Genomic DNA, 22,067 nt, shown 5'->3' on the forward strand with positions numbered 1-22,067 from the left:
AGAGTGGTGGTTGTCATTTATTTATTTGGTTTTTGAGAACCACCCTTTTGCTTCCTACGGCGCGGGGTGGTTTTCTTGTTTTCTAAAACGTTTTTCCGAAAGTGATATGCGCTTGTTTCACGGACAATCCCTTTCATGATTTCACGTAGAAAATCAAGAAATGTTTCCATGATTATCACCTCCTTTCCCAAAAGGAAAGAAGCATGACACCCACCACCCTCACAATATCTGGTTGCTACTTTATTTTACCATATGAAAGTATTGAATAGTTAATCACTTTCATTACACACCTAAAGGCCGCAATATAATGTGTTTCCTTAATACATATTGGATGGAAGTTCCCCTGTTCGGCAAATACCCTTATATATTTTTTGAAGACGTTCTCTCGGTTGGACTCCATTTTGAACGGCCGACTCATATTCTTTTATCCAGTCCTGAACGCGTTGATAAGACAGTATCCATGACAACAACACATATAAGCTAACCTCTTCTGTGGATTCAACATGGTACTATTTAAAGGTTTGAACAGCCTTTTCATACTCATTTAAAGAACTTTGGCAAATAAATAGCATACCAACGAGATTATTCCTATACCGTTCTTTTTCGTAATTAGATGATGAATTAAAGGCGCTTTTATTGGATTTTATAATAGCCTGTGCACTGATCTTTTCGCTAAGTAATTCTTCGCAAATGTGAATGGCCTCATTCTTTAGTGAAGCAGCATTGAGATGGTCAAGAAGAATTACCCGCAATTCACTATGGAGTACATCCTGATCACGATCATTTATTAAAATGAGTAACAGCGATTCACGAATCCATTTTTCGGGTTCATCTATATGCTTTTTCAAGGAAATAATATGACTTAAAAAATCAGGTTGAGAAACTTTAATTGTATAAAATGGTTCTTCACTTGCGAAAACGTAATGCCCTGATGCATAACAAAGTAGTTTGTAAAGCTGTTCTAATAGATTAACAGCTTCCCGTGTGTGCTCTGGCTGATTGGCAGAAGTAGATAATTGATCATAAAGTTTTTTAGCAGTGAAGCGCCATTTTGCACGTTCTTTCTTTGGAATTGTTTGGTTAGGCGCAATATAATAGTGAGCGTACGCATATTTAATAAAATCTATTGTTTCACATTTCACGACTTCAAAATCAATGAGTACTTTTTCTTTTTTACCTCCCCTCATTTGACTGATTTTATAGTGCTGTGGGTTCTCAATTAATGCATCAATATCTTTTTCCTCTCGAACTTTTTTCGGAATTAATTTGTAGATTTCAACGAGAAGTGTTTCTAATTCCTCCCTCGATTGCTCTTTAACTATCTTTCGTAATTCAGTAACCTTCACTTTAGATTCTCCTTTCGAAAAGTAGCTTATCATTTAATTATAAAAGTTTCATGATTAAAAGTCGATAACCAGTTGAATGAATGGATGGATGGATGGATGGATGTGTTAATTAATCCATTCATATTACATATCAATATAGCCTCTAATTCTCTATAATAGATGTATATTCTAAAAGGAGTTGGGGATGGCTTGAAGCCTATTTCGAAGTTTGCAACAAAGATTGTCGTTCTAGTCCTCTTAGTCATTGGAACAGCAGCAAGTGTCGGATGGTACTTCTTTGATGCAAATAAAGGAATTGAAGTTTCGTTTTCCGAACTGGAAAAAACGATTCAAACCCAAAACGGTCAATCCATGTCTCTCAAAGAAACGTCTAATGGGACATTGTATTTGAAGACGAATACCGAGCTTTACGTGACGCAAGTCCGACCGCAAAGTCAGTTAGTTGAACAATTGGTCAAAAAATATACTATTTCATATAGCTATTCCGATCAAGGCCTAGTAGGTGGTTTGTTTATTGGTGGGTTGTTGATCTTGCTAGTGATTACATTGTTTGTACTTCATAAAAAGGGGAAGATTGGCATCGGAGTTTCTTCCATGAAAAATAGTGCGTCCATAGCGACACCTTTACCAAATATAACGTTAAAGGATATCGGCGGGCTTCCGGATGAAATGAAGGAAGAGATTTATCAGACGTTATCCATTGTAAAAAATCCGAAGAACTCGGCGCAAATCGGCATTAAACCACCGAATGGGATTTTATTATATGGACCACCTGGAACAGGGAAGACGTTACTTGCACAGGCCATTGCACATGAAATTGGTGCAACTTTCTTTTCATTGAGCGGTGCTGCATTCACTGAACTCTTTGTGGGTGTGGGAGCTTCCCGCGTACGTTCACTATTTCAAAATGCAAGAAAGCATCAGCCAGCAGTCATTTTTATTGATGAAGTGGATGCACTGGCGGGTAAACGGAAAGCACATGGTGGTGAAGAAGCGGAAAAAACATTAACGGAATTGCTTGTGCAGTTAGATGGCGGGAATGATAACGAGGGTGTGCTTTTCATTGCAGCAACGAATCGGAAAGATATGTTAGATGATGCTTTCCTCCGCCCAGGCCGTATCGATTTTTCCTTCCAAGTACCTTTGCCTGATACGACTGGAAGAAGAGAAATTATTGACATCCATACGAGGGGCAAGTTGATGGCAGCTGATGTTGTGGCCTCCTTGGATGTCTTAGCTGAAAGTACTTCAGGTTTTTCCGGTGCTGAGTTAAGTTCACTTTTCGAAACGGCTAGCAGAAGGGCGATTCGAGATGGACGTAAACAAATTGATAAAAGCGATCTTGATTTTGCGATTGACCGGACAATACTTGGAAATACTTCCCGTGCGCTAAATGATCCGGAGACGAAGCGAAGAGTAACCATTCATGAATCTGGCCATGCGCTTATCGCTGCACTGACAAAACCGAATTCGATAAGAAAAGCAACGATTATTCCTCGTGGGCAAGCACTGGGTTATGTCGCGCCGATTCAGAAGGAGCTTCATTTGCAAACAGCAAGTGAATTACTGGACCAAGTCAGTATGATTCTTGCGGGTGGAGTCGCGGAACGCCTATACCTTGGCGAGCATAGCATCGGCGTAAGTGGGGATGTGCAACAAGCGAAGGAAATTATCGAGAGAATGGTCGATACAGGATTGCTTCAAGACGGCTTCACACTTACTTTTAATAAAGCAGAAAAAGAAGCGAAAATGCAAGTTCTTTTTGAAGAAGCGCTTCATAAAACAGAAAGTCTCATTACCGAGCATGCATCGGAATTTGAGCAATTGGTGGAGGCATTATTTCAACAGGAAACACTGGATGGTTCGGAAATTCAAGAGATTGTCAGTGGGAATGTTGCTGAATTGGAAATGTGTTTAGAGTGAAAAACTTCTTTATATAAAAGATACTGAAACCGTATGATAGAATTCGAAAAATGAAGTAAAAATAGGTGTTTTGAAAAGAACTGTTTGCCATATGATAGGTCTTCTCTTTATCCCAACGTCTAAATCGTGTATAATGAGAGTATATTAAAAAGGGAGAAGCGTTAGTGCGCTTCTCCGTGCAACTTTTACCGTAAGGGTGGCAGTTGTCAATTACTTTTTCTTTTTTGAGAACCACCCTTAAGCTTTCGAACGCGAGGGGTGGTTTTCTTGTTTTCTAAAACGTTTTTTCGAAAGTGAAAGGCGCTAGTTTCACGCACAATCCCTTTCATGATTTCACGTAGAAATTCAAGAAATGTTTCCATGATTATCACCTCCTTTCCCTAAAGAAAGAAGCATGACAACCTATCACCCTCACAATATCTAGTTGCAATTCTATTTTACCACAATTCAATTCCGTTAATTGGAAAATATAGAAAAAAGACCTTTCGAGGTCTTTTTTCTTTTAAAAATAACTAATTTGCCACAATAATTAGAATCATACTATGCAAGTTAGTTAATCCGCCGTTGTTGGGGGACAAGTCAATGCGTACTATACACCAGGGGGTGAAAATATGTTTGCATTGTATGATGTTGCGATTATTCCATTGATTATTGGAGTCGTTGAGGTGTTTAAGAGAGGGGGGGTGCCAGCCAAATATTCGTCATTTGTTGCCGTTGCTTGCGGCCTGCTTTTCAGTATTTTTTATTTGCCAGGAAGCATAAAAGAGGGCATAATTATTGGATTGATGTTGGGACTATCAGCATCGGGATTATACAGTGGTAGTAAAAATATAATAGAAAAGAAGAATAATGGCGGGGATTAATGACTCCCTTTGTTGAAGAAATAGGTGCTGGTTTCATACCCGACATGGCCAAATACTGACGGTGTTGCCGGTTCTTTTTTTGATAGAGTGAATTCATTTCCGTAAGAGGATGGATTAATATAAAGGATTTCACAAATTAGTATTCGAAAGGATGTTTGTATGAATAAGTTCTATCAAATTGATTATGATTCACCAATCGGCGTTATAGAGATAATTGCTACAAATGAAGCGGTCTATTCCATTCTGTTTAGTGATCGAGAGGAGCCGGAGAACCATGTCCAGGAGGATACGCCGATGGTTTTGAAGGATTGTTTTAATCAAATAGATGATTATTTTAAGGGCATATGCCAGGAATTCACTTTTCCTTTTATTTTTGATGGCACTGACTTTCAAAAAACAGTTTGGAATGCCTTAACAACAATCAATTATGCGGATACTTGCTCGTATAAAGATATTGGAAAAGTAATAGGGAATGAAAAAGCAAGTAGGGCAATAGGAAGTGCGAACGGAAAAAATAAGTTGAGTATTGTTATTCCTTGTCATAGGGTAATCGGGTCAAATGGAACATTGACTGGCTATGCAGGTGGAGTATGGAGAAAAGAATGGTTACTTTGTCATGAAAAATCTATGCAGGGAAGTCAGCTACACAGCAGGTGAACGATTCTAAGTTCATGCTCATTTACACAAGAAAACCATCCTTTAGCTACGGCTTAGGATGGTTTTCTTGTGTATGCGGGTACCCGCTTAATTAAATTTTCATTTTTTAATTCCTTTTAAGCTGCTCAATTGTTATCTATAAGAGAGGGTGATAACTAGCGTGGAAGAAGACGAGAAACTGAAAGCACAAAATGATAAATGTGATTATTTGAATAATTTGAATATATTAAAGGAAGCAAGCGGCAAAACTCCGGTCTGAGTAATACGAACTTCATATCACGCTATGCACGATTGGGTAATTTTGCATAACAAAATAGATCCGATACTTTCTCTCTCTCTGAGGCAGGTCCCTAGTAAATCACTTCCCAATTATGATTACACGTCGCCTCAATCACAGGATGCTGCTGGAAGTAGTCGGCAATAATCTCCGTCATATCTGTTTGAATATCCTTTATAACTGGACGGTTCTTAAACATATCAAAGTGACCTGCCCCTGTTGCGCGATAGCTGTTCATCACAACGTCAAACTTCGCCTGTAGATCGATTGGCTGACCATTTCTCGTTAATCTCGTTACACGCTCGCCTACTGGCATCGAAATGTTATAGGTATATTCGATGCCCTCCCACATATCGTAGTTATATGGCTGTGCCTTCGGATATTTAAAGGATGACGATACAGCAAGCTGTTCGTCCTCTATTGTAAAGTATGATGCACATTGCTCAAGTGCCTGCAAAATATCATATCCGCTTACTCTTAGCACTTTTAACGTATTCGGATAAATATAGTTCGTCACAATATCGCGCATTGTCACTTCATTTGGCAGCCCTCCACCCTCATCATGGAAGAGTGACGTAGTCGATATAGGAGCACCCGATACGTCCATTTGAATTCGATTGATGAATTCGACATAGGGGTGTTCATGAACACGGGCATCAAAGGCATTCTCCAAACGAATATCACCCTTTATTGTCCCCATCGTTTCATCTAGCCACTTCTCTGTTCGATGATAGATAGGGGCAGTCAATCGAGCAATTGTCGCGTCGACAGCTGTTTCTTCTTCTACATATATTAGGGAAGGCTCATGAGTAATAGAAGTAATTTGCTGTTGATCGTTTAGCTCTATCGTAAGTTCAACAGAAGCTAAGCAAACACCCTTCGTACCTGACTGAACGATAGATTTTCCAAATAACTTTGTTGCAATTTCTCTATGTTGATGACCAGAAATGAAAACATCAATACCGTCAATTTCTTTACATATACGGTAGCCCTGGTTCTCACCTGTATCTTCCTCTACTAATTCACCTGTTTCAAAATCTCGTTCAAACCCACCGTGATAGGAAACGATGAGTATATCCACTTTTTCATACTGACGAATATAATTTGTCCATCGACGAGTTGCCTCAAAGGCGTCTTGAAAATGAATACCTTCAATGTGCTTAGGCACCTCCCAAATAGGTACAAAGTGTGTTGTCACACCTAAAATAGCCAAACGAATACCTTCAATCTCTTTGATTAGATAAGGTTTTGTAAACACTTCTCCCTGCTCATTTTGTATATTCGCCGCAAGCCACGGAAATTTCGATTGTTGTATAGCCTGCTGTAACACTTCCATTCCATAATTGAATTCATGATTACCAAAAACGAGCGCGTCATAGTGCAGTGCATTGGCCGTCTCAATCATGGTGTTTTTCTCTTTCTTTGCGTATTTCTGCTGATAGTACGTCATAGGGCTACCTTGAATAAAGTCACCATTATCTATTAAAATCATTGGTGCTTGCAATCGCTTTTTTTTAATAAGTGTGGCGACTTTTGCTAAGCCAAGTGCCTCGTTTGTCTGCGGAGCAAATTTTGTCGGCATCACATATCCGTGAATATCACTTGTCGCTAAAACGTGTATGTGCTTTTTGTTCATAATAGCTGCCCCCTATCGAACTTTCCTTCTATTATACAAAAAATGACTGCGCATCAAGACAACTTCACAAAAATAAAACGGAATATACAAAGAGTTTACAAAATGTTAACAGTAAATTAACATTATTGACAGTTTATTGGTTTACAATGGAAATGCACGACAAATTAAAGGAGGCTTTATTGTATGAAGAAGATTGTACTATTTGTAATGACCTTATTGCTCTCAGTTGTTTTATTTGCTTGTGGCAAGGACGATTCTGACACATCAACGGGAGCAAAAATAGGAAATGAGAATACGGAAACGAACAAAAAGGTAGAAAAGCTATCCATAGGCTTTGTACCTTCACGTGATCCAGGTGAAATTATTACAGCAACGGAGCCACTGAAGGTGTTACTGAAGGAAGAGCTTGCAGGTCTTGGCTATGATGTAGAAAATGTCGAAATTACAGTTGGCACGAACTTTGAAGCTGTCGGTGAAGCCCTATCAGCTGGCACGATAGATATCGGACTAATTCCTGGCGGTACATATGTCCTCTATGATGACGGTGCAGAGGTTATTTTAACAGCGACTCGGTCCGGCTTAAGCAACAATTCTGATAACCCAATTGATTGGAATAAAAATGAACCTACGGAAGCAACAACAGAACAAACAACTTCTTATCGTGCCATTTTAGTTGCAGGTCCATCTGAAAAAGGAAAGGCCTTAGCTAAAAAAGTTAATGACGGTGAGAAGCTTACATTTGAGGATTTAAACGGTGCAAATTGGAATGTTATGTCCCCTTCTTCACCAGCAGGTTATATCTATCCTGCACTTTGGTTAAACGAAAAATACGGTAAAACGATCCCTGAATTATCTAAGGTCGTACAAGCTGATTCATATGGTAGTGCATTCGCTCGCCTAGCTGCTGGACAAACAGACTTACTAGTTACGTATGCCGATGCACGTCGTGATTACGAGGAACGCTGGACAACTGAATTTGGTCGCTCAACTTCTATTTGGGAGGAGACCGACTTAATCGGTGTTATGTCTACTATTTACAATGACACAATCAGTGTAAGCAAAAACGCTAAAATTATGGACGATGATTTAAAAGTAGCTCTTAAAAAAGCCTTTATTAATATTGGTCAGTCAGATAAAGGTAAAGAGGTCATTGCGATTTATAGCCATGAAGGCTACCAAGATGCGAAGGACTCTGATTACGACGAGGAACGTAAGGCACAACAGCTAGTTCAAGAAGTTAGCTCTAACTAAATAGAGGTGGAAAATGAGAACGCACTATTGATGTTCTCATTTTTTAAAATGATGGGAGCGTCCGTATGATTGAATTCAAAAACGTTCAAAAACAATATCCAAATGGATTTTTAGCGTTAAACAATATTAACTTACAAATTGAACAGGGAGAATATGTCGCCATCATCGGTCTATCTGGCGCGGGTAAATCGACATTACTTCGCTGTATTAACCGTATGCATGATATTACAGACGGTTCATTGCAAGTAAATGGGGTAGAAGTGCACAAGCTAAAAGGAAGTGGCATACGCAAGCTACGCCGAAATATCGGGATGATTTTCCAATCCTATAATCTCGTCACGCGTGTAACCGTACTAAAAAATGTCCTTGTTTCATTTGTGCCGGAAATGCCTTTTTGGCGTAAGGTCTTGGGCATTTTTACAAAAGAGGAAAAGCGAATAACACTAACGGCGTTAGACCAAGTCGGTATTTTAGACAAAGCCTTCGTACGCGTAGATCAATTATCTGGTGGACAGCAGCAGCGTGTTGCACTAGCGCGAACACTTGCACAGAAGCCAGAAATAATATTAGCAGACGAACCAGTTGCCTCCCTTGATCCTGTCACAGCAAAGCTGGTCATGGAGGATTTCCAGCGTATTAATCATGATTTGAATATGACTATCATCATGAATATTCACCATGTGGAGCTTGCCTTAGCGTATGCAACACGCATTATTGGCATACGCAGTGGCGTAATTGTCTTTGATGGGAACGTAGCAGATGTAGACGGGCAGGTGCTAGATTTAATTTACAGTGGTCAAAAGCAAGGAAAGGAGCAGGAAGCGAATGCGAATGAATCCTCTGCCTGAAAGCAAAATCACTCTATCTAATGGTAAGGAAGTCATTGTAAAACGCTCAAACACGCCATTTATATTGTTTGCTGGACTTATTTTTACCTATCTGTCTGTCCGTGTAACGGGGTTTAGCTTAACGATTATTTTCGAACGAATGCATCAGTTTTTCGTTATTTTGCAGAATATGATTCCGCCAAATTGGAGCTACTCCTCAAAGCTATGGGATCCATTATTGGACACCATCAAAATGTCGCTACTTGGCTCAATCCTAGGGGCAATTTGCGCCCTTCCACTTGCTATACTTGCAGCATCGAATATTACGAAAAATCGATTTCTCACAGCTGTTAGTAAACTCGTTTTAAGCTTACTACGCACATTACCAACCTTAATCGTTGCACTGGTTGCGACTTTTATCTTTGGACTTGGCACGATGGCAGGTACAATGGCAATCTTTCTATTTACGATTGCCTATGTAGGGAAGCTGCTCTATGAGCAAATCGAAAATGCAGATATGGGAGCTTATGAAGCCATGCACTCCATTGGGCTCTCTACTATGCAATCATTTCGGTATGCTATTTTCCCACAGGTGTTACCTAACTATTTATCTACTACGCTCTTCTGCTTTGAAGGAAATGTCCGTTATGCATCGATTTTAGGCTATGTCGGTGCGGGTGGTATTGGTTTACTGCTAAATGAAAGTCTCGGCTGGCGCAATTATGCGAATGTCGGCATCATTTTATTACTCTTAGCATGTACTGTTTTTATCATAGAGATAATCAGTGAACATTTCCGAAAGAAATTAATGTAGGAGAGATGCTATGAATGCGATCGAAAAACAAATACAACTAGAGCCGAACCACCGTCTAGTAAATATTTTTACAGGAATGGTAATCATTGTTCTTCTACTTTGGTCTATTTCTGCGTTTAGCTTAGACAATCTAACTGCAAACGGTCTGACGATTGCGAAAAACATTTTACTAGGACTAGTCAATCCGGATTGGAATCTACTGATTAACTTCACAACGGGAGGCGTGCCCTACTTATTAGTAGAAACGATGGCAATCGCCTTTTTAGGAACCATCGTCGGGGCTTTTTTAGCGATTCCACTCGCTTTCTTGTCAGCCTCTACTATCGTGCCAAAGCCGATCGCGTTTATCGTGCGATTGCTGTTAATTCTTGTTCGTACGATTCCAGCGATCGTGTACGGACTCATGTTTATTCGTGTAACAGGGCCTGGTCCGTTTGCTGGTGTGCTCACGATGTCACTCACGTCGATTGGCATGCTTTCAAAGCTGTATGTAGATGTCATTGAAGATTTAGATACGAAGGTATTAGAGTCCATGGAATCTATTGGCTGTACAACAGTAGAGAAAATCCGCTTCGGTATTTTCCCACAACTCTCTGCAATGTTTTTATCCATCGTCATCTATCGATTTGACATGAATCTGCGTGATGCCGCTGTACTTGGCTTAGTAGGGGCTGGAGGTATTGGTGCCCCACTTATTTTCGCAATGAATGCATATAAATGGTCTGAGGTTGGTTCCATTTTAATTGGGCTCATTGTGCTCATTTTAATGGTTGAATATATATCCAACAAAATTCGTACAAAGCATGTAAGGGGGTAATTATAGAAAAAAGTACACTTGCCCTGTCACTAACCCTTCGCCAATGGAAAAAACTAATTGGAGGTAACACATGAGAAATATTAAACTACTATTCGTTTTACTCGCTACTGTTATTAGTTTTTCTTTCACTCATGTCAATGTATCTTTAGCGGAAGGACCAAACGATTCGGCTCCGATTTATCATCCAAGTAATCCGAATGGGAAAAAAGTATTATTTGATAACAGTCATGGGCAAACTGCTGGCCAATCTGACTGGGTTATCGATGGTGCCTTTTCTGATTTTGCTGAAGCACTTGTTGCGGAAGGTTATAGTGTTGAGGAATTTCGAAGCCATAGCCCTTTAACCTCAGCCGATTTAATAGGTTATGATGTTTTCGTTATTCCAGAAGCTCAAATTCCTTTTAAAGCAACAGAGCAAAATGTGATTGCTTCTTTTGCTGAACAAGGTGGTGGTGTGTTCTTTATTGCCGATCATTATAATGCTGATCGCAATTTAAACCGTTGGGATTCCAACGAAATCATGAATGGTTGGCGTCGTGGTGCGTATAACAATCCTACGTTAGGTATGTCTACTACCGAAGCACTTGCTTTAACTGGTGTCGTTAGTTCGAATTGGTTAAGTAATGAGTTCGGCGTACAATTCCGCTATAATGCACTTGATAATACTGTCGCAAACCAAATTGTTTCTCTTAATGAATCATTCGGTATTACAGAAAATGTTAATAAAGTTTCTATCCATGCAGGATCAACTCTAGCAATTACTAACCCAGAAGTTGCTAAAGGCATTGTATACCTTCCTACTGGTTTAACAGCAGTTGCAAATAAATGGAGCAATTCTGTCGATCAAGGTGTGTATGCTGGGGGCGGTATTGATGAAGGCCCTTTTGTAGCTATTAGTAAAAAATTAGATGGTAAAGCAGCGTTTATAGGTGACTCTTCTCCTGTAGAAGATGCTACACCAAAGTATTTAAACGAAGAAACGGGTTCGAAAAAACGCACGTATGATGGCTTTACTGCTGATTTCAACGGAGAGCTGCTAGTTAACATTATTAATTGGTTAGCTACGGAAGAAAATTACGATAAATTTACTGAAACTAGTATTACGCTCGATAGTGTGACACCACTTCTATCAATGGAGCTTCCACAAAACTCCACAGAAATTCTTGGTGAACCATGGCGAACTCCAAATGCAGGCTATCTATGGTACGACCAATCAACATTTGCAGCAGGCTCATACGGTTCAACTGTATCACCTCCTGCAACATTTATGTATACGCTACAAACACCACCAGTTTTAGACCATAGTGGTAATCCCTTTACGGTAACGCTTAAAGTGGAGAACTTACAACCAAACCAATCTATTAGTGGCTTAAAAATGCAGGTATACCTTGATGGTGGCACAGCGATTTCACAAATTCAAAATAGCAATGGTTCCTGGCCATCCTCATACGGTTATCAAGACATCGGTGCGTTAACGGCAGACAACAATGGTGTAGCACAAAAGACGATTACGATGAGCTTAAATCCTTCAGTTACTGCAACGTCAGCTTCTATTCGCCTAAAGGATAGCAACGGGAATAACTTAATTACAAAAGCTGTTGTCCTTGGTGAAGTCGTGGCGGAGCCAGAGGAAGCCATGCAGATAGTTGAAAATGGACAGTATCAGATAAGCCTCCCACAAGCTCTTCCATCGCTGGGGGAAGCATTCCCTGTTAAAGTTCAAATCGGTGGATTAGCTGCGGGTGCAACCGTTATGAATGCGCAAATACAAATTTATTTAGCTGGCGGTACAAGTGTCTCTCAAATCCAAAATGCTGATAAAAGTTGGCCATCAAGCTACGGATACTTCAATATCGGAACACTCACTGCTGATGCAAGCGGTGTCGCAAGCAAACAGGTGATGATGCGCCTCAATCCTGCTATTACTGCTTCACAAGCAAATATAAGATTACGCCTAGGCTCTGGTAATAACGTGCTGACAGCTTCTATTCAGCTGCGATAATGTAAAATCATAAAATAGCATATCAGAAAAACCCTCCCGCATTTTCCTAAATCTGCGGGAGAGTTTCGCATTGTACAAGTTACGCTATGTTAGCAACAGGTAATGAATGGGCTATTATCTACACTTTACTCGAGTGCGATTCTGCATAATGCAGGATTGCTTTTTGTGCAATATCCATACAAGATTATTAGAATTGTTGTAAGGAGAAGTGTATGAAGCTTTTATCGCTTTATATGCTGGATTAGAGGGAGCTTCTACATTTATACAAAAATAGTGACGCATCTATGAATAATCCAAGTATATTGTTGAATAGTATACTAAAAGTATAGTTTAAAACCATAGAAGGAGGAATGAGAAATGAAAAAAGGAATTGCAGAAGCCATTGGGACATTTGTCTTAGTCCTATTTGGAACAGGGACTGCCGTGCTAGGTAATGGGATTGAAGGAATTGGGGCATTAGGGATTGCCATGGCATTTGGTTTGTCGATTATCGCAATGGCTTATACCATCGGAACTGTTTCAGGTAGTCATGTTAACCCAGCAGTATCAATTGCAATGTTTGTGAACAAACGAATTACTGCAGCTGAGCTTGTACATTATTTAGTCGGCCAATTTGCGGGAGCGACTCTTGGAACGCTGGTATTAAAGTACATTTTGACCAGTTCCAATTTGGCGATTACTAATTTAGGCCAAAACGGATTCGGTGCATTAACAGTTACAGGCGCATTTTTAGTAGAATTAATTTTAACATTTGTATTTATTTTAGTTATTATCATAGTTACAGGAAAAAAAGGGAATGTTCAATTTGCAGGCCTTGTTATCGGTTTCACACTCGTACTCATTCACTTATTAGGAATCCCACTTACAGGGACTTCTGTCAACCCGGCGCGTAGCTTTGGACCCGCGTTATTTGCAGGAGGAGAAGCACTTAGCCAACTTTGGTTATTTATAGTAGCTCCTATTATCGGTGGTGCATTAGCGGCAATCGTTGGAAAGTGTATTTTCGAAACAGAGAAAGAATCGAAATCAGCTTAGATATTGCAAATGTAACTACTGGATTTGCTGGGGAATGATATAATAAAAGAAGCATCTCAAACATTGATTTTAAATGAGTGGGATGCTTCTTTGTATTGTATTTTAACTTCATTCAGCAGAAGTCTCCCATTTCAATAGTCGGCAACTCAGGGATGGTAGTGAATGAGACTATATGTAGAGAGACTTGAGTTAATTGAATTAATGATGTTTGAGTTACCAGCTTTTTATGGTCAGTTTTTTTTTTGTTGTTCTTCAATCGCTGATATAGCTAATCTTTTTATTGTCATATCGTCCATCGGTGGATTATGCAACCCTGCTCGGACATCGCGGTAATGGCGTTGCAATGGATTACTGCGCTGGAGACTTTTCGCCCCTACGATTCGCATCGCTTTATCAACAATCGTGATGGCAGAATTGGTGACAGTATGTTTTGCAACGGCGACTTCATTTGTTAGCTGATCCCGCCGCACTTTGTCATCACAGGCTTCCGCTACACTATAAATCAGATGTCTTGCCTGAATTAATGCCAAATCGATTTCACCTATCAATTGTTGGATATTCGGTAATTGGTTGATGGGTCCGTTTAAACTGTTCGGTTTGTGATTGTTGGCGAAATGAACGGCATAGTCACGGGCCGCTTGTGCAATTCCAAGGTAGCAAGCAGGAATATGCAGTAACCAACCGCTGAATAGAGCACCGTTTCGTTTTTCTGGAAGCTCAACAAGTTTAGAGTTCTCGACTTTGACATCTAGAAGAACTAGGTCATGGCTTGCGGTGCCCCGCATGGAAATGACATCCCATGTCTCTTCGATGTGTAGGCCCTTCAAGTCTTTGTGGAGAAGGAAGAATCCCACTTGTTGTTTATCCTCAATCCATGCAGATGTCAGGAAATAAGTTAACACTGGAGACCCGGTTGTGAATGTTTTACGACCATTCAAAATCCATAATCCGTCCTGGTTAAATGCATTGGTTCCTGGACGCCCGCCCCTTGTCGGACTACCTGTTTGTGCTTCACTCACCGATCGATTGACCAAAGTACCGTCCAGTACTTCCTTGGCGAATGTTTTTAGGGCTTCATTGGTCCAAGGTTTCTTATCGTAGAGTTCACCGACAACTCCGAGATTCCACCCAACGGACAGGGCGGTATTGCTATCGTAACTAGCGAGTGTTTCTTGAAGGAGAATCATATCGTAGATGCCCAATCCTTCCCCGCCGTAAGTTTCCGAAAGTGTGATGCTTGTATAGCCGATTCTTTGTAGGTCACGGATGTTTTCAGCAGGGAAGAGGGCCTGTTCGTCTGTTTCAGCTGAGGAATCTTTGAACTTTGTTTCGAGTAATTGTAATTCAGACAGCCATTTTTTTTGGCGTTCTGTCTTTATAAATAAATCAATCATAGTATCACTCCTTTTTTATATAATTCATATGTGCATAGTGGGTTTAATACTAAAGAAGGATGATTAGCTTGTCAAGAGAGGTCATCTTGTTGTGTGAGTATCAGTAGTCCATGCAAGATTTGTCCCGTACAAGAGTAGTTTTCTTTAAGGTTTTCAAAGACGAATACAGATGAATAGTTGCCAGTAGGGGAAATAAATGAAAACCTAAAACACCTTTATCCACCCACTGGGGATTGGATAAAGGTGTTTTAACTTTATCGCATTGGCAATGATCAAAGCAATCGTAAAACGATATGCCAGAGTGTCAAACGGAGTGGCGACGATGAGGCTTTATTTTTTAAATATGAACGAAAAGCCGATGATGAGCACATATAATAGCGCTGTGAAATAAGCATGCGTAATTGCTGTCAATAGTTGGGAATTTTAATGCGGCTATCAGGACAATCAGTGGAACACTTTAAAGCGATCTTCATCTGCCATAAATTCTTTTTCTCCTGGGGCTACTTCGATACTTCCGAAAGGCATTTGAGCAGTCAACTTCCATGCATCAGGCAATTGCCATTCGTCTCTCACGGCTTGATCGATGAGCGGATTATAGTGCTGCAGTGACGCACCGATTCCCTCTTGTGCTAAGGCTGTCCATACAGAATGTTGCGCAATACCAGTTGCTTGTTCAGACCAAGTAGGAAATTGTTCTGCGTATAAAGAGAATTGATCTTGTAACTGTTTAACGATGTTCTGATCTTCAAAAAATAGAATGGAAGCAAATCCAGCGCGGAAAGACGCTAGTTTCTCTTCAGTTGACGTGAAATGTTCAGCTGGTACAATTGCGCGTAATTTCTCTTCGACGATGTCCCATAATTTAGGATGGTGTTCGTTAAATAAAATCACTACTCGCGAAGTTTGTGAATTGAAAGCGCTTGGACTATGCTTAACGGCCGCCATAATCGTTTCCTGTAGTGCCTTTTCCGTGTGTTCTATAGTATTACCGAGGGCGTAAATTGAACGTCGCTTTTCCATCATTTCAATATAATTGTTCCTCATATTATAAACCCCTTTTCAAATGGATGATTATACGATAAGTTTCTCCAGAAATTCTGTATATAATTCCTATCTTTATCGTTACTTTCATTGTAGAATCAACTATATGATAGTTCAATACCGTTTTTTCTATTACGATAATAGCTACAGGCTATAGATAAGAGGTAAGCTGAAATGGAAATTAGACAACTGCATTATTTTCTTATGCTCTGTAAAGAATTACACTTTTCTGAAGCAGCTTTTAAAATCGGAATTTCACAACCGACGTTAAGTCAACAGATACGCGTACTGGAGGATGAATTAGGCGTTCCTCTATTTGATCGAATGGGTAAAAAGACTGCGAAAACAGAGGCGGGCGAGCTACTTGAATGCTATGCATTGCAAGTCGTTCAGCAACTGGATAATGCCAAGAAAGCAATTGCTGATTTGAACGATTTGCACACTGGACGTTTACGCATCGCGGTATTGCCCTCCGATCTCGATTATCGCTTAACGGAGATTTTAATCGATTTTCGGAAGGAATTCCCCAATACGAAAGTGCAGGTATTCCCGACCATTGAAAGTTTGACGAGGGTGTTGGACAATGATGTAGATATTGGCGTGGGTTTAAAAGTGGAGGCGGATAGCCGTTTGGAACGTATTCCATTCTACACGGAAACATATAGCTTATTTGTGCATGAACAGCATGACTACGCTCAAAAGAAATGTATCACAGCGGCCGAGTTGGCAGAAATTCCACTCGTCATGTACCCACAAGGGAAATGCGGTCGCGACTTAATTGATAAATGGTGTGTAAAGCAAGGTATCACAATCGATAGTGTGATGGAAACCGGCTCAGCTACCTCACTGTTTCAGCTCGTCCGAGAAGATATTGGGGCCACCATCCAACCGAGCCAGCTCATTGAAAACTTTCATTCGCTCGGCATCCGTTCCATTCCAATTGAAAACGCGCCAACACGTGAACTGGATATCGTCTACCGCAATGATAGATACCTAAGCAAAGCGGCGAAAGCCTTCATGAAACGAATGGTGGAGATGTTTTAGTACTCATTCGAAAGAAGACTTCTGCTTTTGTTGCTTGATACTGTAAATCGCAACCAATACGACTATGACTTTTGCTGATATATGGTGTATACTACATAAGAATGTAGATTTATATAATGATATAGTAGAAGGGCTGAAGTAGAATATGAATTTAAGTGATTCATCAAGAAAGTATATCGTGATTGGACTATCTTTGTTTGTTATGATTGGACTGATTACTGCATCCATCATGGGGAAGAAACAGAATACAGCTTTTCAATTAGATGATACTGAGTACAGCCATGCCGTCCAACAATTACAAGAAGGGAATTACGCAGGTGCACTTGAAGCATCCAGCGCATTAGAAACCCGTCAAGGCTCCTCAGAACAAGTGAACTACCTTATTGCGCTCGCAGCGGCGAATTCAGGCGAAATTGAAAAAAGCTTGAAGCATATGCAAAGAACACTGGATCGTAATCCGCATAGAGTTGAGGACGCCATGTTCATGCTTCAATATGCAGAGTTTTTTGTTATGGCAGAACAAAAAGATGAGGCAGTGCTGGTATTGGATAGATGTGCTACATTACCAATCCCGGAAGATTATCCGGAATATCAAGAAAGAGTTGCTCAACTCCAACAACAACTTGCTACTCAATCTTAAAAAGGAAGGTTCAAATAAATGACTTCATATTACAATGCAAAAACAACGATTCATAGAGATGAAGCTGAAGATCGGCTGTCACGAGAAAAGGCAGACAGATGGCTATTCGGACTCTTGTTACTAGCGGTTGCATTCGTGCCACTTCTCGTCGGAGGATATGTAAAAGAGGTTGTTAGTCCGCACATTACGAACCTCGATCTTATTTCTTCGGGAGCCAAAGGAGATATTTTCACCCATTATAAAGCAATTGCACTTTTGATCATTACAGTCATTGTGGTTGTCCTATTCCTCGCTAAAGTATTATTTATGGAAGGGAAAATCCGAAAGACAAAACTGAATTTGTTTGTCGGTATTTTTACTTTTGCTATCGTACTCTCTACAATCCTATCTCCAAGCATTTCAATTGCACTTTGGGGTCAATATGACAGATCAGATGGTGCAATTTCATACATATGTTATCTTGCTTTATTCTTCGTAGCCATGAATATTGACTACCCGAAAAGAGCATTACATTATGTGATGTATTCACTTTATCCCTTCATACTCATCAACTTCATCCTTATTATCATGAATTTCTATGGACGGGACGCGATGACGTATCCCATAGTCCAAAAGATGATGTCAGTATTCCTACCTCAAGGAGCTTCACTCGGAGAAGGATCGTTCCTACTCGGGACGCTCAACCAGTGGAATTTCATGAGTGGGATGTTCGCAATCATGACGGCTATGTACCTTGCATGGGCGATTATCGATACACATAAAATTAGAGGCTATAGTAACATAATTGTGGCCCTCGTATCGCTAGCAATTATGCTTATGTCCATCTCAACGAGTGGTTTCTTGACAATTATCCTAATCACACCATTCCTTATCTTTTTAGCATTCAAATCACTTGACCGGAAAAAGGCGATACTAGCACTTGTTGTATTTTTCATACTAAGTGTACCAGTGCTGCATATACTTGCGGACAAAGACCCGCGTGTGTGGAATGAATCAATCGGGTTCTTCATCAAGAAAAATCCATATATACATGAACAACCTGCGGCACTGATGCCAACGGACTTCAAGATATCACTTGAAAACAAAGCGTATGCCGCAGAGAATAAGTTCGAGTTACCGGTACTACCTGAACGCAAAATTGCGGCAGGTTCTGGACGAGCATACATCTGGTTGAAAACCATTGACCTGACAATGGATCGCCCGTTATTCGGGTTCGGACTGGATACGCTGATGTATTATTTCCCACATAATAATATCGAGTCACGTGCAGGCATGTGGTCGGAAGATACAATTGTGGATAAACCCCATAGTATGTACGTTGGTATCTTCTATGGGACGGGTATCATTGGTTTTATCGGTTTTATGGGATTAGCAATCATTACAGCGTTAGTAGCGTTCGGAGCAATCTTTACGAGAAAACAGGCTATCGCTGTAGTATTTGCCGTAGGGTGGCTAGCTTTCCTTATCCAAGCACTATTTAACGACACGCTTCCAGGAACTGCAGCACCGATGTGGGTTCTTGCAGGGATGCTGATGGCATTTATGGTGAGAAATAAAGAAGGTGAGGAGATTACTGATGGAAGAAACAATTGAATTACGTGAGCTAATTGAAACGGTATGGAAAGGGAAGTGGATCATCGCTGGATTGACAGCATTGTTCATGTTTGCAGCTGCAATCCTCAGTTGGTTCGTCTTGCCTGAGCAATATGAATCGAAAGCGACTGTGCAAGTCGCGAGTGAAGTGCAAGATACGGGGATTATGTCGAGTTATGTTGCGGCGGAGTTTACACCGATTGTATTCTCCCAACGCTTCAAAAATGAAGTGCATATGAACGAAGCATTACAAGAAGTGGGTGTTGCTAAGAAGTTCAACCCTAAGAATCTTTCAACGTCTATCCAAGTAGGCACAGACCTTGTTGATCTCTCATACAAGAGCACAAGTGCTAAAGTGGCCAATGAACACCTCACGCTCTTCATTGACAAAACGAAAGAACGCATGAATACATCTGTTAAAAGTACGTTGAATGAACTTGAAAAAACCTATACATCAGAATCTAGTCAGCTATCAGCTGAAATCGAAACGCTAATTGAGCAATATAATAATGTAGTCGTGTTTAACAAATTACCTGAAATTCTAATTATGCAAACGTTGGTCAACTCGCAAATCATTTTGACCGTAAGTGACGATCAACTCACAGCACTTGCAAAAGTGAACGGGGCACTCCATAACGAACTAATGCAGATGAAAGCACAAATTACGTCGAAGTCAGCAGAATATCAACGCGTACTGGATAAGTATCAATCGGTCAAAACAGGTCTTGACAGTTTTCGTCCAGATCCATTCATCCGGACAATTATCGAACCAACAATTCCCGAAAAACCAGTTGCACCAAATAAAGTGTTGAATGTTGCTATTGCAATGATCATCGGTCTTATGGCGGGTCTCGGATTCATATTTTTCCGTCAGTACTGGAAAAATTCAGCATCTACAAAGTAAAATTAGTGAAGGAAGGTCCGGGATATGAGCTACAGATTGCGCTACATTACATTTTTCATACTTGACTCGGCAATCGTACTTTCCGCGATCTTTATGAGTTATTATCTATTGCACCCAACAATCAATGGCTATTCGGATAAGATGATTATCCTGAGTGCTATAACGCTACTTATCAGTCATCATATTGTCGCTTATTTCTTCCATTTGTACGACCGTGTTTGGAGTGTTGCATCCGTAAGAGAATTGCTGACGATAGGTATCGCAGTGACGATATCGGTTGCTTCTGCAAGTGCCCTCCAATATGTCGTCAAACAGGATATCTATTTCCGTATTATGGCGATTACCTGGATGCTGCACATCATTATGATCGGCGGATCTCGCTTCCTGTTACGTCTGATTAAAGACCGTGAATCTTTCGTAAATCCGGCGAACATGAGACGGGTACTCATCATAGGTGCTGGGCAAGCAGGTACGATGCTTGCTCGTAATCTACAGCGTGCGACCAGCCCTGAATTACTTCCTGTTGCTTTTATCGATGACGATCCTCGGAAACAACATTTGAAAATCATGAATCTCACTGTACAAGGAAAGACAAAGGACATTCAACGACTTGTCGAATCCAAAGGAATTGACGATATCATCATCGCAATTCCTTCGCTAGGAAGAATAGGAATTCGCAATATTTATGAAAGGTGTGCGAAAACCGGGGCGAGAGTGAAAATCATGCCGAGTATCGAAGACGTCATGACGGGGGAAATATCCGTCAATGATATGCGTGAAGTGAACATTGAAGACCTTCTTGGCCGTGAAACAGTCGTGCTGGATTTAAAAGCCATTGCAGACAAACTTACTGGAAAAACAATCCTTGTCACGGGTGCCGGTGGTTCAATAGGCTCTGAAATTTGCCGACAAGTAAGCGAATTCAGGCCAAAACGATTGCTCTTGTTAGGACATGGGGAAAGTTCGATATACACGATAGATATGGAACTGAAACAAAGAAACTTAAAGGATATTGAAATTATTCCCATCATCGCAGATGTCAAAGATCGCGAACGTATCTTTGACATTGTAAGTGCAACGAAACCTGACGTTATCTACCATGCTGCAGCCCATAAGCATGTCCCGCTTATGGAAGCGAACCCAATGGAAGCCGTAAAGAATAACATCTATGGCACTAAAAACATTGCAGAAGCCGCAGATACATTTGGTGTTCCACATTTCGTGATGATATCAACCGATAAAGCTGTCAACCCACCCAACGTCATGGGTGCGACCAAACGTTTTGCTGAAATGATTGTCCAGAATCTAGCAAAAGAAAGTAAAACTAAATTCGCGGCAGTCCGATTTGGCAACGTCCTTGGTTCGCGAGGTAGCGTGGTCCCCCTATTCAAACAACAAATCGCCAATGGTGGACCTATTACGGTGACTGATCCAGAAATGACAAGGTATTTCATGACCATTCCAGAAGCCTCACGACTGGTTATCCAAGCCGGGACATTGGCAGCTGGCGGTGAAGTGTTTGTCCTCGACATGGGAGAGCCTGTGAAGATTGTTGATCTTGCCAAAAACCTCATCAAATTATCCGGTTACACGGAAGATGAAATTCGAATCGAATTTAGTGGCATCCGTCCAGGAGAGAAATTATTTGAGGAACTGCTTAATGAAAATGAAATTCAAAGTAGCCATGTCTTCCCAAAAATACATATTGGAAAAGCGACGCCTATTTCGAAAATGGAAATGGACTACACGTTGGGGCAATTGACTACAATGCCAATCGATGAAGTGAAAACAACCTTGATTGGATTTGCTAATCGGAAAGTGCCTGAAGGGAAAAGTGGGATGACGCCTGTTTGATATTTTTTTAAGTTTATAATAAGAAGTTTTTACATTGAAAAAGCTATGCTTGAGAGTGTAATTAGTAATCTGTGGGAGATTGTTGGCAAAGAGTTGATGATTATTTTTCAGATGATGGAGCCGGAAGAGTGTGTAGAAAAAGAGGATAT

Annotated in this window: 20 protein-coding genes; 14 read left to right on the forward strand and 6 right to left on the reverse strand. The window is 40.5% G+C overall.

The genetic code is table 11. The features are described 5' to 3' along the window. Window positions 1-17: 17 nt before the first annotated feature. Together H4683_RS17110 and H4683_RS17115 are read right to left on the reverse strand one after the other, a co-directional pair. Window positions 18-170, reverse strand: coding sequence for a hypothetical protein (locus H4683_RS17110; RefSeq protein WP_192600048.1), 153 nt, complete (start codon window positions 168-170; stop codon window positions 18-20). Between the two features lie 339 nt (window positions 171-509). Next, window positions 510-1,346 (reverse strand): hypothetical protein, encoded by an 837-nt coding sequence (locus H4683_RS17115; RefSeq protein WP_192600049.1) that lies wholly within the window; start codon window positions 1,344-1,346, stop codon window positions 510-512. 189 nt (window positions 1,347-1,535) lie between these two features. Here H4683_RS17115 and H4683_RS17120 point away from each other — a divergent pair, with 189 nt between their 5' ends. Beyond that, window positions 1,536-3,269: an AAA family ATPase gene (locus tag H4683_RS17120; protein ID WP_225942176.1), complete on the forward strand. Its 1,734-nt coding sequence runs from the start codon at window positions 1,536-1,538 to the stop codon at window positions 3,267-3,269. Between the two features lie 206 nt (window positions 3,270-3,475). Here the strand turns inward: H4683_RS17120 and H4683_RS17125 are convergent, their stop codons facing one another. Then, window positions 3,476-3,631 (reverse strand): hypothetical protein, encoded by a 156-nt coding sequence (locus tag H4683_RS17125; RefSeq protein ID WP_192600051.1) that lies wholly within the window; start codon window positions 3,629-3,631, stop codon window positions 3,476-3,478. A 249-nt stretch (window positions 3,632-3,880) separates the two neighbouring features. Between H4683_RS17125 and H4683_RS17130 the strand changes: the two genes are divergently transcribed. After that, window positions 3,881-4,132 carry a hypothetical protein gene (locus H4683_RS17130; RefSeq protein ID WP_192600052.1) on the forward strand — a complete coding sequence of 84 codons (252 nt, stop codon included), beginning with the start codon at window positions 3,881-3,883 and terminating at the stop codon, window positions 4,130-4,132. 159 nt (window positions 4,133-4,291) lie between these two features. Beyond that, window positions 4,292-4,789 carry a methylated-DNA--[protein]-cysteine S-methyltransferase gene (locus H4683_RS17135; protein WP_192600053.1) on the forward strand — a complete coding sequence of 166 codons (498 nt, stop codon included), beginning with the start codon at window positions 4,292-4,294 and terminating at the stop codon, window positions 4,787-4,789. Window positions 4,790-5,139: 350 nt separating this feature from the next. Here the strand turns inward: H4683_RS17135 and H4683_RS17140 are convergent, their stop codons facing one another. Beyond that, a complete protein-coding gene (locus tag H4683_RS17140; RefSeq protein WP_192600054.1) occupies window positions 5,140-6,702 on the reverse strand; it encodes a bifunctional metallophosphatase/5'-nucleotidase in 1,563 nt (520 codons plus the stop codon). Between the two features lie 183 nt (window positions 6,703-6,885). Here H4683_RS17140 and H4683_RS17145 point away from each other — a divergent pair, with 183 nt between their 5' ends. From H4683_RS17145 to H4683_RS17170, 6 genes are all read left to right on the forward strand, one after another. Next, a complete protein-coding gene (locus tag H4683_RS17145) occupies window positions 6,886-7,953 on the forward strand; it encodes a phosphate/phosphite/phosphonate ABC transporter substrate-binding protein (protein WP_192600055.1) in 1,068 nt (355 codons plus the stop codon). Between the two features lie 65 nt (window positions 7,954-8,018). After that, window positions 8,019-8,801 carry a phosphonate ABC transporter ATP-binding protein gene (gene phnC, locus H4683_RS17150; RefSeq protein WP_192600056.1) on the forward strand — a complete coding sequence of 261 codons (783 nt, stop codon included), beginning with the start codon at window positions 8,019-8,021 and terminating at the stop codon, window positions 8,799-8,801. Then, entirely contained in the window at window positions 8,779-9,594 is an 816-nt protein-coding gene (phnE, locus tag H4683_RS17155) for a phosphonate ABC transporter, permease protein PhnE (RefSeq protein ID WP_192600057.1), read from the forward strand. Before phnC ends, phnE (H4683_RS17155) begins: the two co-directional genes overlap by 23 nt. A 10-nt stretch (window positions 9,595-9,604) precedes the next feature. Continuing rightward, window positions 9,605-10,411, forward strand: coding sequence for a phosphonate ABC transporter, permease protein PhnE (gene phnE / locus H4683_RS17160; RefSeq protein ID WP_192600058.1), 807 nt, complete (start codon window positions 9,605-9,607; stop codon window positions 10,409-10,411). Between the two features lie 70 nt (window positions 10,412-10,481). Further along, window positions 10,482-12,413: a GldG family protein gene (locus tag H4683_RS22620; RefSeq protein WP_239027736.1), complete on the forward strand. Its 1,932-nt coding sequence runs from the start codon at window positions 10,482-10,484 to the stop codon at window positions 12,411-12,413. Between the two features lie 357 nt (window positions 12,414-12,770). After that, a complete protein-coding gene (locus tag H4683_RS17170; protein WP_192600059.1) occupies window positions 12,771-13,448 on the forward strand; it encodes an aquaporin in 678 nt (225 codons plus the stop codon). A gap of 230 nt (window positions 13,449-13,678) precedes the next feature. Here the strand turns inward: H4683_RS17170 and H4683_RS17175 are convergent, their stop codons facing one another. Further along, window positions 13,679-14,842, reverse strand: a complete 1,164-nt coding sequence (locus H4683_RS17175; RefSeq protein ID WP_192600060.1) for an acyl-CoA dehydrogenase family protein — start codon at window positions 14,840-14,842, stop codon at window positions 13,679-13,681. Between the two features lie 444 nt (window positions 14,843-15,286). Then, window positions 15,287-15,886 (reverse strand): nitroreductase family protein, encoded by a 600-nt coding sequence (locus H4683_RS17180; RefSeq protein WP_192600061.1) that lies wholly within the window; start codon window positions 15,884-15,886, stop codon window positions 15,287-15,289. A 171-nt stretch (window positions 15,887-16,057) separates the two neighbouring features. On the opposite strand from H4683_RS17180, the gene H4683_RS17185 reads away from it, so the two are divergent. The 5 genes from H4683_RS17185 (at window position 16,058) to H4683_RS17205 (ending at window position 21,918) form a co-directional block, all read left to right on the forward strand. Beyond that, entirely contained in the window at window positions 16,058-16,927 is an 870-nt protein-coding gene (locus tag H4683_RS17185) for a LysR substrate-binding domain-containing protein (RefSeq protein ID WP_192600062.1), read from the forward strand. A 145-nt stretch (window positions 16,928-17,072) separates the two neighbouring features. Then, window positions 17,073-17,567: a tetratricopeptide repeat protein gene (locus tag H4683_RS17190; RefSeq protein ID WP_192600063.1), complete on the forward strand. Its 495-nt coding sequence runs from the start codon at window positions 17,073-17,075 to the stop codon at window positions 17,565-17,567. A gap of 18 nt (window positions 17,568-17,585) precedes the next feature. Next, window positions 17,586-19,160, forward strand: a complete 1,575-nt coding sequence (locus tag H4683_RS17195) for an O-antigen ligase family protein (RefSeq protein WP_192600064.1) — start codon at window positions 17,586-17,588, stop codon at window positions 19,158-19,160. Further along, window positions 19,144-20,064 (forward strand): Wzz/FepE/Etk N-terminal domain-containing protein, encoded by a 921-nt coding sequence (locus H4683_RS17200; protein WP_192600065.1) that lies wholly within the window; start codon window positions 19,144-19,146, stop codon window positions 20,062-20,064. Before H4683_RS17195 ends, H4683_RS17200 begins: the two co-directional genes overlap by 17 nt. Window positions 20,065-20,088: 24 nt before the next feature. Beyond that, window positions 20,089-21,918, forward strand: a complete 1,830-nt coding sequence (locus tag H4683_RS17205) for a polysaccharide biosynthesis protein (protein WP_192600066.1) — start codon at window positions 20,089-20,091, stop codon at window positions 21,916-21,918. Window positions 21,919-22,067 lie beyond the last annotated feature (149 nt).

Origin of the sequence: Sporosarcina limicola (genome assembly GCF_014873855.1) — a bacterium.
GTDB classification, from domain to species: domain Bacteria; phylum Bacillota; class Bacilli; order Bacillales_A; family Planococcaceae; genus Sporosarcina; species Sporosarcina limicola.